This is a genomic window from Streptomyces sp. (genome assembly GCF_036566765.1).
Taxonomy (GTDB): domain Bacteria; phylum Actinomycetota; class Actinomycetes; order Streptomycetales; family Streptomycetaceae; genus Streptomyces.
The window spans coordinates 20981-30150 of record NZ_DATCVQ010000290.1 but is presented as its reverse complement, the minus strand read 5'-3'; the positions used below and the strand labels follow the sequence as shown (position 1 = coordinate 30150).

General features: G+C 73.4%; 8 protein-coding genes and 1 pseudogene. 4 read left to right on the top strand and 5 right to left on the bottom strand.

All coding sequences use genetic code 11. The features are described from left to right. The 4 genes and pseudogenes from VIU94_RS16490 to VIU94_RS16475 form a co-directional block, all read left to right on the top strand. Positions 1–194 (top strand): annotated as a pseudogene (locus VIU94_RS16490) (hypothetical protein); the annotation flags it as partial. Positions 195–327: 133 nt separating this feature from the next. Beyond that, positions 328–1044, top strand: coding sequence for an aquaporin (locus tag VIU94_RS16485; RefSeq protein ID WP_331912154.1), 717 nt, complete (start codon positions 328–330; stop codon positions 1042–1044). 62 nt (positions 1045–1106) lie between these two features. Then, positions 1107–1811 carry a SanA/YdcF family protein gene (locus VIU94_RS16480; RefSeq protein WP_331912152.1) on the top strand — a complete coding sequence of 235 codons (705 nt, stop codon included), beginning with the start codon at positions 1107–1109 and terminating at the stop codon, positions 1809–1811. A gap of 108 nt (positions 1812–1919) precedes the next feature. Then, positions 1920–4058, top strand: a complete 2139-nt coding sequence (locus VIU94_RS16475; RefSeq protein WP_331912150.1) for a molybdopterin oxidoreductase family protein — start codon at positions 1920–1922, stop codon at positions 4056–4058. Here VIU94_RS16475 and VIU94_RS16470 read toward each other — a convergent pair. The 5 genes from VIU94_RS16470 to VIU94_RS16450 all read right to left on the bottom strand — a co-directional run bounded on the left by VIU94_RS16470 (position 3985) and on the right by VIU94_RS16450 (position 9126). Beyond that, positions 3985–4452, bottom strand: a complete 468-nt coding sequence (locus VIU94_RS16470; protein ID WP_331912148.1) for a gamma-glutamylcyclotransferase family protein — start codon at positions 4450–4452, stop codon at positions 3985–3987. The two genes, VIU94_RS16475 and VIU94_RS16470, sit on opposite strands and share 74 nt — an antisense overlap. Next, on the bottom strand, positions 4449–4784 hold the full coding sequence (cutA, locus tag VIU94_RS16465; RefSeq protein ID WP_331912146.1) for a divalent-cation tolerance protein CutA: 336 nt from the start codon (positions 4782–4784) through the stop codon (positions 4449–4451). The genes VIU94_RS16470 and cutA overlap by 4 nt, the downstream gene beginning before the upstream one ends. Before the next feature lie 90 nt (positions 4785–4874). Then, positions 4875–6743 (bottom strand): ABC transporter ATP-binding protein, encoded by a 1869-nt coding sequence (locus tag VIU94_RS16460; RefSeq protein ID WP_331912144.1) that lies wholly within the window; start codon positions 6741–6743, stop codon positions 4875–4877. Next, positions 6740–8473, bottom strand: a complete 1734-nt coding sequence (locus VIU94_RS16455; RefSeq protein WP_331912142.1) for an ABC transporter ATP-binding protein — start codon at positions 8471–8473, stop codon at positions 6740–6742. Before VIU94_RS16455 ends, VIU94_RS16460 begins: the two co-directional genes overlap by 4 nt. Positions 8474–8484: 11 nt before the next feature. Beyond that, positions 8485–9126 carry an NADPH-dependent FMN reductase gene (locus tag VIU94_RS16450; RefSeq protein WP_331912140.1) on the bottom strand — a complete coding sequence of 214 codons (642 nt, stop codon included), beginning with the start codon at positions 9124–9126 and terminating at the stop codon, positions 8485–8487. Positions 9127–9170 lie beyond the last annotated feature (44 nt).

Sequence of the window (9170 nt, the reverse complement as noted above, 5' to 3'; positions counted from 1 at the left end):
CGACCGCCCTGCCCACCGCCGCCGCCTGCGCCGACGCCCTGCGCACCGCGGCCGCGGCGCACACGCGTGACCCGCTCGGCCGCCTGGTCCCCTCCGACCCGGCCGCGTACGCCCGCGCCTGGCTGACGGCGTCGGTGTACGTCACGGCGGCGACAAGGTCTCTCCTCAACGCCGCCTGGTCACCCCCCGGCTGACCTCACCCCCCGGGTCCGCCCCTCCCCGCCTCCGTGCGCCCCCGGACCCCCCTCCCCATCCTTCCGCTCCGTGGAATACATTTTCCGCTGCCGCACTCGCGGCGCCACCACAGCAGGAGGGGGAGGACACCTCATGAGCACTCAGCGTGCGCTGGCCCGCCGGGCCGCCGCCGAGCTCGTCGGCACCGCGGCCCTGGTCGCCGTCATCGTCGGATCCGGCATCCAGGCCAGCGCGCTCAGCCCGGACATCGGCGTACGGCTCCTCGCCAACTCGCTCGCCTCCGCCATCGGCCTCGGCCTGCTCATCGCCCTCTTCGGACCGGTCTCCGGCGCCCACCTCAACCCCGTCGTCACCCTCTCCGAGTGGTGGTCGAACCGCCGCACCACCCGCCCCCGCGAGGCCGCGCTCTACGTCGCCGCGCAGCTCGCCGGCGCGGTCACCGGCGCCCTGCTCGCCGAGGCGATGTTCGGCCGCCCGCCCGGCGCCTGGTCCACCCAGATCCGCTCCGCGCACCACCTCCTCCTCGGCGAGATCGTGGCCACCGCCGGACTCGTCCTGCTGATCCGCGGCCTCCAGCGGATCGACCGCGCCGCGCTCATCCCGGTCGCGGTCGCCTCGTACATCGCGGCCGCGATCTGGTTCACCTCCTCCGGCTCGTTCGCCAACCCCGCCGCGACCGTCGGCCGGTCCCTCTCGGACTCCTTCACCGGGATCGCGCCCGGCTCGCTCCCCGGCTTCATCGGGGCCCAGCTGGTCGGCGCCCTGCTCGGCATCGCCCTCGCCGCGCTCCTGTACGGCCCCAACCACCCCGTCCCCCCGGTGAACCGCGAGGCCCCGATCAGCGTCTGATCATCTGTACGAATCATCCGTACGAGACCGAGAGGCACCGTACGAGACCGAGAGGCATCTGCATGGGACGCGTACGGGACGGGCTCCGCACCGCGGTCGGGCGGGTCAGGCTTCCCCGCACCCGTCGCGGCCGCCGCCGCGCGGTCCAGGCCGTCATGCTCGGCAGCGTCCTCGCGCTCGCCCCGGCGACCTGGATGCACGCGGCGGCCGACAGCCGGCTCCGCACCACCGCCGACGTCCCCGCCCAGGACGTCGCGGTCGTGTTCGGCGCCGGCCTGTGGAAGGGGCGGCCGACCCCGTACCTCGCGCACCGGCTCGACACCGCCGCCGAGCTGTACCGCGCCGGCAAGGTCAAGGTCGTCCTCGTCACCGGCGACAACAGCCGGGTCGAATACGACGAGCCCGACGCCATGCGCCTGTACCTCACCAAGCGCGGCGTGCCGGACGGCCGGATCGTCAGCGACTACGCGGGCTTCGACACCTGGGACTCCTGCGTCCGCGCCAAGAAGATCTTCGGAGTCGACCGGGCGGTCCTGGTCACCCAGGACTTCCACATCAAGCGGGCCGTGGCACTCTGCGGGGCGGCCGGGATCGAGTCCTACGGCGTGAAGGTCGTCGAACCCCACGACTCCGTCTTCTACTACGGCGGCACCCGGGAACTGGCCGCCGCGGGCAAGGCGGCCCTGGACGCGGCCCTCAAGCCCGACCCGCATTTCCTCGGCGACGAGGAGAAGGGCGTGACGGAGGCCCTGGCCGCAGCCCGATAGGCCCCCGTACCCCCTCACCTCCCCCACCCCCACGAACAGAGCAGCTCGCACCGTGCCCGTAATGCGACGCGTCCCCGCTCGTAACACGGCCGTCGCACCCTGACAGGCATGTCCGACCTCGCCACCGCCCCCACCCACTGCCCCTACTGCGCCCTGCAGTGCGGCATGTCGCTCCGTCCCACCGGCGTGCCGGAGATGCCGGTCGAGGTGGTCGAGCGGACGGACTTCCCCGTCAACCGGGGCGCGCTGTGCGGCAAGGGCCGCACCGCCCCGGCCGTGCTCTCCTCCCGGGTCCGGCTGACCGAGCCCCTGGTCCGATGCCCTGACACAGGCCGGCTGGTACCCGCCACCTGGGAGGAGGCCCTCGCCGCCGTCGCCGACGGGCTGCGCCGGACCCGCGCCGACCACGGTCCCGACGCCGTGGGGGTCTTCGGCGGCGGCGGCCTCACCAATGAGAAGGCGTACCTGCTCGGCAAGTTCGCCCGGCTGGTGCTCGCCACCTCCCAGATCGACTACAACGGCCGCTTCTGCATGTCGTCCGCGGCGGCCGCGCACAACAGGGCCTTCGGCCTCGACCGGGGGCTGCCCTTCCCGCTCGTGGACATCCCGCAGTCCGGCTGCGTGATCCTCGTCGGATCGAACCTGGCCGAGACGATGCCGCCGGCCCTGCGCTACCTCACCGAGCTGAAGGCGAACGGCGGCAAGCTGATCGTCGTCGACCCGCGCCGCACCCGCACCGCCGAGCAGGCCGACCTCCATCTCGCCCCGCGCCCCGGCACCGACCTGGCGCTCGCCCTGGGCCTGCTGCACCTCGTGGTCGCCGAGGGGCGGACGGACGAGGAGTTCATCGCCGCCCGCACCGACGGCTGGGAGGCCGCCCGGGCCGGCGCGATGGCGCACTGGCCCGAACACGTCGAGCGGATCACCGGCATCCCGGTCCCGGAGCTGCGGGAGGCCGTGCGGATGTTCTGCGACGCGCCCTCCGGCATGGTCCTCACCGCCCGCGGCCCCGAGCAGCAGTCCAAGGGCACGGACACCGTCGGCGCGTGGATCAACCTCTGCCTGGCGACCGGCCGCGCCGGACGCCCGTACTCCGGCTACGGCTGCCTCACCGGCCAGGGCAACGGCCAGGGCGGCCGCGAGCACGGCCAGAAGGCCGACCAGCTGCCCGGCTACCGCAAGCTCGACGACCCGGCCGCCCGGGCGCATGTCGCCGGGGTGTGGGGGGTCGCGCCGGAGTCGCTTCCCGGGCCGGGCCGCAGCGCGTACGAGCTCCTCGACGCGCTCGGCGGCGAGGTGAAGTCGCTGCTGCTGATGGGCTCCAACCCGGTGGTCTCCGCGCCCCGCGCCGCGCACATCGAGGAGCGGTTGCGCTCCCTCGACTTCCTGGCCGTCGCCGACGTGGTGCTGTCCGAGACCGCCGAACTCGCCGACGTGGTGCTGCCGGTGACGCAGTGGGCCGAGGAGACCGGCACCACGACCAACCTGGAGGGCAGGGTGCTGCTGCGCCGGCAGGCGCTCACGCCGCCCGCCGGGGTGCGCAGCGACCTCCAGGTGATGAACGGGCTGGCCGCGCTGCTCGGCTGGGAGAAGGGCTTCCCGACCGACGCGGAGGAGGTCTTCGCCGAGCTGCGCCGCGCCTCGGCCGGCGGCCCGGCGGACTACTCAGGGATCAGCTACCGCCGGATCCAGGAGGAGGACGGCGTGTTCTGGCCCTGCCCGGCCGAGCCCGACGAAACCGCCCCGGAGCACCCCGGCACCCCCCGCCTCTTCCTCGACCGGTTCGCCACCTCCGACGGCCGGGCCCGGTTCGTGCCCGTCGTGCACCGCGCCGCCGCCGAGGAGACGGACGCCGAGTACCCGGTGATCCTGACGACCGGCCGGGTGGTGTCCCAGTACCAGTCCGGGGCGCAGACCCGCCGGGTGGACGAACTGAACGCGGCCGCTCCTGGCTCCTTCGTGGAGCTGCACCCGCGGCTCGCCGAACGGCTGGGGGTTGCCGACGGCGAGCGGGTCGCGGTGGTCTCGCGGCGCGGCCGGTCGGTGGCCCCCGCGCGGATCACCGCGACCATCCGCTCGGACACGGTGTTCATGCCGTTCCACTGGCCGGGCGAGGGCCGCGCGAACACGCTCACCAATCCGGCCCTCGACCCCGTCTCCCGGATGCCGGAGTTCAAGGTGTGCGCGGTGCGCCTGGAGCCGGCCGGTGAACCTGCCCCGAAAGCCCCGGACGCCCCGGACGCGTGAGCCAGTCGCCGCCCTCGATGAGCGGCCCGAGCCGGGCCGCCGGGGCCGCGAAGTAGACCCAGGCGGGTACGCGCGCCCCATCCCGCTGCCGCAGGATCTCGCACCGCTCCCGCTCGTACAGGTTGCGCGGGTGGCCGGGCCCGACGTAGTCCTCCAGGCGGTCGAGGACGACGAGGAGTTCGGCGTACGCGCCGGGCGCGGCGGTCACCAGCTCGCCCGCGACCCGGCCGTCGCCGGGGGCGGCGTACGGGTAGCCAGGGCCGTCGTACAGCAGCGCGCCGGTCAGCAGGGCGGGCTCCTCGGCGGCGGTGCGGCCGCGCAGGAACAGGTCGTGGTTGACCTCGCCGGGGCGCAGCGTCCCGTAGACGAAGAACGGCAGCGGCTCCTCGATCACGGCGCGACCGTCTCCGCGGCGATCCACTCCAGATACGCGGCGGACCCGCGCACCACCGGGGTGGCGACGATCTCCGGCGTCTCGTAGTCGTGCGCGGCCAGGAGGTGGGCCTCCAGGGCCTCGTAGCAGGACGCGGTGGTCTTGAGCAGCACCTGCCACTCCTCGCTCGTCTCGACGGCCTGCTTCCAGTGGTACACCGAGGTGACCGGCCCGGAGACCTGCGCGCAGGCGGCGAGGCGCGCCTCGACCGCGCCGCGGGCCAGCGCCCCGGCCTTCTCGGCGCTGTCGGTGGTGGTCAGCACGGTCAGCACGGTCGGCCCAGTCGGCGTCACGGCGCTCTCCCTTCGGACGTACGGCAGCGGGGCCGGCGTGCCGCACCTCGGCCGCCGGCCCCCTCACCGTACGCGCGCCCCGCACGCGCCCTACGCCGCCTCCACCGCGCCCACCGACCGGTCGAACTGCGCCGCGTACAGCCGGGCGTACGCGCCGCCCGCCGCCAGCAGCTCCTCGTGCCCGCCCTGCTCCACGATCGAACCGTTCTCCATCACCAGGATCACGTCCGCGTCCCGGATCGTGGAGAGCCGGTGCGCGATCACGAACGAGGTGCGGCCCTCCCGGAGCGAGGACATGGCCCGCTGGATCAGCACCTCGGTGCGGGTGTCCACGGAGCTGGTCGCCTCGTCCAGGATCAGGATCGACGGCTCGGACAGGAAGGCCCGCGCGATGGTGATCAGCTGCTTCTCGCCTGCGCTGAGGCCGCCGCCGTCCTCGTCCACGACGGTGTCGTAGCCGTCCGGCAGCGTCCGGACGAACCGGTCCGCGTGGGTGGCCATGGCGGCCTCGACGACTCGCTCGCGCGGGACGTCGCCGGGGAGGCCGTACGCGATGTTGTCGGCGATGGTGCCGCCGAACAGCCAGGTGTCCTGGAGCACCATGCCGATCCCGGCCCGCAGGTCCTCCCGTGACATCAGCCCGGTGTCCACGCCGTCCAGGGTGATCCGTCCCCCGGTTGTCTCGTAGAACCGCATCAGCAGGTTCACCAGCGTGGTCTTGCCCGCGCCCGTCGGGCCCACGATGGCGACCGTCTGCCCGGGCTCGACCGTCAGCGACAGGTCCTCGATCAGCGGCTTCCCCGGCTCGTACCGGAACGCCACCTTCTCGAACGAGACCCTGCCGCGGACCTGCTCCGGACGCGGCGCCTGCTCCGCCGCCGGGCTCTCCTCCGGCTCGTCGAGCAGGTCGAAGACCCGCTCCGCGGAGGCGACGCCGGACTGCAGCAGGTTGGCCATGGCCGCGACCTGCGTGATCGGCCCGTTGAAGTCGTAGGAGTACTGGATGAACGCCTGGACGTCGCCGACGGTCAGCGAGCCGGAGGCCACGCGCAGGCCGCCGACCACCGCGATGAGCACGTAGTTGAGGTTGCCGACGAAGGTCAGCGCGGGCTGGATGAGGCCGGAGACGACCTGGGCGCGGAAGCCGGCCCGGTACAGCTCCTCGCCCAGCTCGTCGAAGCGGGCGGCGGCCTCGGCGCGGCGGCCGAAGGCGACGACCTCGGCGTGCCCGGTGTACATCTCCTCGACGTGCGCGTTGAGCCGGCCGGTGACCGCCCACTGCTTCACGAACTGCGGCTGGGCGCGCCGGCCGATCCGGGCCGCGACGACCACCGAGACCGGCACGGTCGCCAGCGCGACGAGCGCGAGCAGCGGCGAGATCCAGAACATCATCACCAGCACGCCGACGATGGTGAGCAGCGCCCGGATCATCTGGCTGAAGGCCGCCTGGACGGTCTGGGTGATGTTGTCGATGTCGTTGGTGGTGCGGCTGAGCACCTCGCCGCGCGGCTGCCGGTCGAAGTACGCCAGCGGCAGCCGGGCCAGCTTGGCCTGGGCGCGCTCGCGCAGCCGGTGGGCGGCCCGCTGGACGACGGTCATGGCGAGCCGGACCTGCACCCAGGTGAGGACGGACGCTCCGACGACCACGCCGAGCGCGAGCAGCAGATGCCGGCCGACGGCGGCGAAGTCGACCCCGCCGGGGCCCCGCGCGCCGGAGACGACGAGGTCGGTGGCTCGGCCGAGGATCACCGGGCTGAGCACGGACAGCGCGACGGCAGCGGTCCCGGCGGCGACGAGGCCGGCGAGCAGGGCGCGGTCCGGGGCGAGGGTGCGCAGCAGGCGCAGCCCGGAGGTGCGGAAGTTCAGCGACCGTTCCAGGGAGGGGGTGTTGAGGCCGGGGCCGCGCTGCTGCACGGCGGGCCCGCGCCGCTCGGGAACCTGGGCAGCGGTCCTGCTCATGCGGCTTCCTCCTCGGTGAGCTGGGAGAGGACGATCTCCCGGTAGGTGGGGTTGTCCCGCATGAGTTCAGGGTGGCTGCCGACCCCGACGACGCGGCCCTCGTCGAGGACGACGATCCGGTCGGCGTCGCGGATCGTGGAGACCCGCTGGGCGACGATGACGACGGTCGCGTCCGCGGTCTCGCGGGCGAGGGCCGCGCGCAGCAACGCGTCGGTCCTGTAGTCGAGCGCGGAGAAGGAGTCGTCGAAGAGGTAGACGGACGGACGGGCGACGAGGACACGGGCGATGGCGAGCCGTTGGCGCTGCCCGCCGGAGAGGTTCGCGCCGCCCTGGGAGACGGGCGCGTCGAGGCCCTCGGGCAGCGCGCGCACGAACTCGGCGGCCTGGGCGACCTCCAGGGCGTGCCACAGTTCCGCGTCGGTCGCGTCGGGCCTGCCGTACCGCAGGTTGCTCGCGACCGTCCCGGAGAACAGGTACGGCTTCTGCGGGACGAGGCCCACGGTGCGGGCGAGGACGGCCGGGGCGATGTCCCGTACGTCCGCCCCGCCGATCCGGACCTCGCCGCCGCCGGCGTCGAACAGCCGTGGCACCAGTCCGAGCAGCGTGGTCTTGCCGCTGCCGGTGGAGCCGATGATCGCGGTGGTACGGCCGGGCCGGGCGGTGAGGCTCACGCCGCGCAGGACGGGTTCCTCGGCCCCGGGGTAGTTGAAGTCGACGTCCCTGACGTCGAGTCGGCCGGGGCCGTGCAGCGCGGTGACGGGCACGGCGGGCGGGGCGACGCCGGATTCGGTGTCGAGGATCTCCTGGATGCGTTCGGCGCTGACCTCGGCGCGGGGCAGTTGCATCGTGAGGAAGAGCACCATCATCACGGACATCAGGATCTGGGTGAGGTAGCCGAGGAACGCGATCAGCGAACCGGCCTGCAGGGAGCCGGAGTCGAGCCGGTGGCCGCCGACCCAGATGATGCCGACGGTGGCGAGCTGCCAGACCACGAGCACGGTGGGGAACATGGTGGCCTGGAGCCGGCCGGTGCGCAGGCCGACGTCGAGCAGTTCGCCGTTGGCCCCGGCGAACCGGCGCTGTTCGTGCCGGTCGCGGACGAAGGCGCGGACCACGCGGATGCCGGTGATCTGCTCGCGCATCACCCGGTTGACCCGGTCGACGCGCTCCTGCATGCCGCGGAACAGCGGCTGCATGCGGCGGATGATCAGGCCGACGGCCCCGGCCATCACGGGCACGAAGACCAGCAGGAGCAGCGCGAGCGGCACGTCCTGGTCGACGGCCAGCACGATGCCGCCGAGGGCCATGAGCGGCGCGGCGACGATCATCGTGAGGGCGAGGACGGCGAAGGTCTGGATCTGCTGGACGTCGTTGGTGGTGCGGGTGATCAGGGACGCGGCCCCGAAGCGGCCCATCTCGCGGGCGGAGAACTCCTGGACCCGGCGGAACACGGCGGCGCGCAGGTCGCGGCCGATGCCCAGGGCGATCTTCGCGCTGACGTACACGGCGGCCGCGGCGGCGGCGACCTGGACGACGGTGACGGCGATCATCAGGCCGCCGCCGGACAGGACCCGGTCGGTGTCGCCGCGGAGCACGCCCCGGTCGATGATGCCGGCGTTGAGGGTGGGCAGGGTCAGACTGGCCAGCGTCTGGACCAGTTGGAGGACGACGACGAGGGCCATCGTCCGGCGGTGGGGGCGCAGGCGGTCCCCGAGGAGGCGCAGCAGCATGACAGTCGCCCTCACTTGCCGTACGGGACACGGGACTTGGCGTCCTTCAGGGCGCGGCCCCACCAGGCGACCTGGTCGAGCATGGACTTCGCGGCGGCCTCGGCGGCGGCGGGGTCCTTGTGGGTCCCGTCCTCGTCGAAGTGCGTGCCGGCGATGGCGAAGGAGACCGTGTCGCGGACGGTGACGGTGTGCAGCTCGGCGAAGACCTGGCGGAGATGCTCGACCGCGCGCAGGCCGCCGGAGATACCGCCGTAGGAGACGAAGGCGACCGGCTTGGCGTGCCATTCGGCGTTGTGCCAGTCGATGAGGTTCTTCAGGGCGGCGGGGTAGGAGTGGTTGAACTCGGGGGTGACGACGACGAAGGCGTCGGCGGCGGCGATCCGGGGCGAGACCTGGGCGAGTTCGGCGCGGGTTGCGGCGTCCGGGTTCCAGGAGTGGGCGGTGGGCAGGTCGTGCGCGGCGACGTCGATCACGTCGACGGTGAAGTCGGTGCGCTCGGCGAGGCGCGAGAGGAACCAGTCGGCGATGACCGTGCCGAAGCGCTGCGCGCGGTTGGAGCCGATGACGACGGCGAGCTTGAGGGGTTCGGCGGCGGAGGCGGAAGCAGTGGCGGAGGCGGAAGCGGCGGGCGCGGAAGGCGTCGTGATGTCCATGTGGAAGATCTTGTTACCTCAAGCATGATTGAGGTCAAGTGCCG

Coding starts and splice junctions, on each gene's coding strand:
- VIU94_RS16450 (WP_331912140.1), bottom strand. CDS start 9,126: ATGGACATCACGACGCCTTCCGCGCCCGCCGCTTCCGCCTCCGCCACT.
- VIU94_RS16460 (WP_331912144.1), bottom strand. CDS start 6,743: ATGAGCAGGACCGCTGCCCAGGTTCCCGAGCGGCGCGGGCCCGCCGTG.
- VIU94_RS16480 (WP_331912152.1), top strand. CDS start 1,107: ATGGGACGCGTACGGGACGGGCTCCGCACCGCGGTCGGGCGGGTCAGG.
- VIU94_RS16475 (WP_331912150.1), top strand. CDS start 1,920: ATGTCCGACCTCGCCACCGCCCCCACCCACTGCCCCTACTGCGCCCTG.
- VIU94_RS16485 (WP_331912154.1), top strand. CDS start 328: ATGAGCACTCAGCGTGCGCTGGCCCGCCGGGCCGCCGCCGAGCTCGTC.
- VIU94_RS16455 (WP_331912142.1), bottom strand. CDS start 8,473: ATGCTGCTGCGCCTCCTCGGGGACCGCCTGCGCCCCCACCGCCGGACG.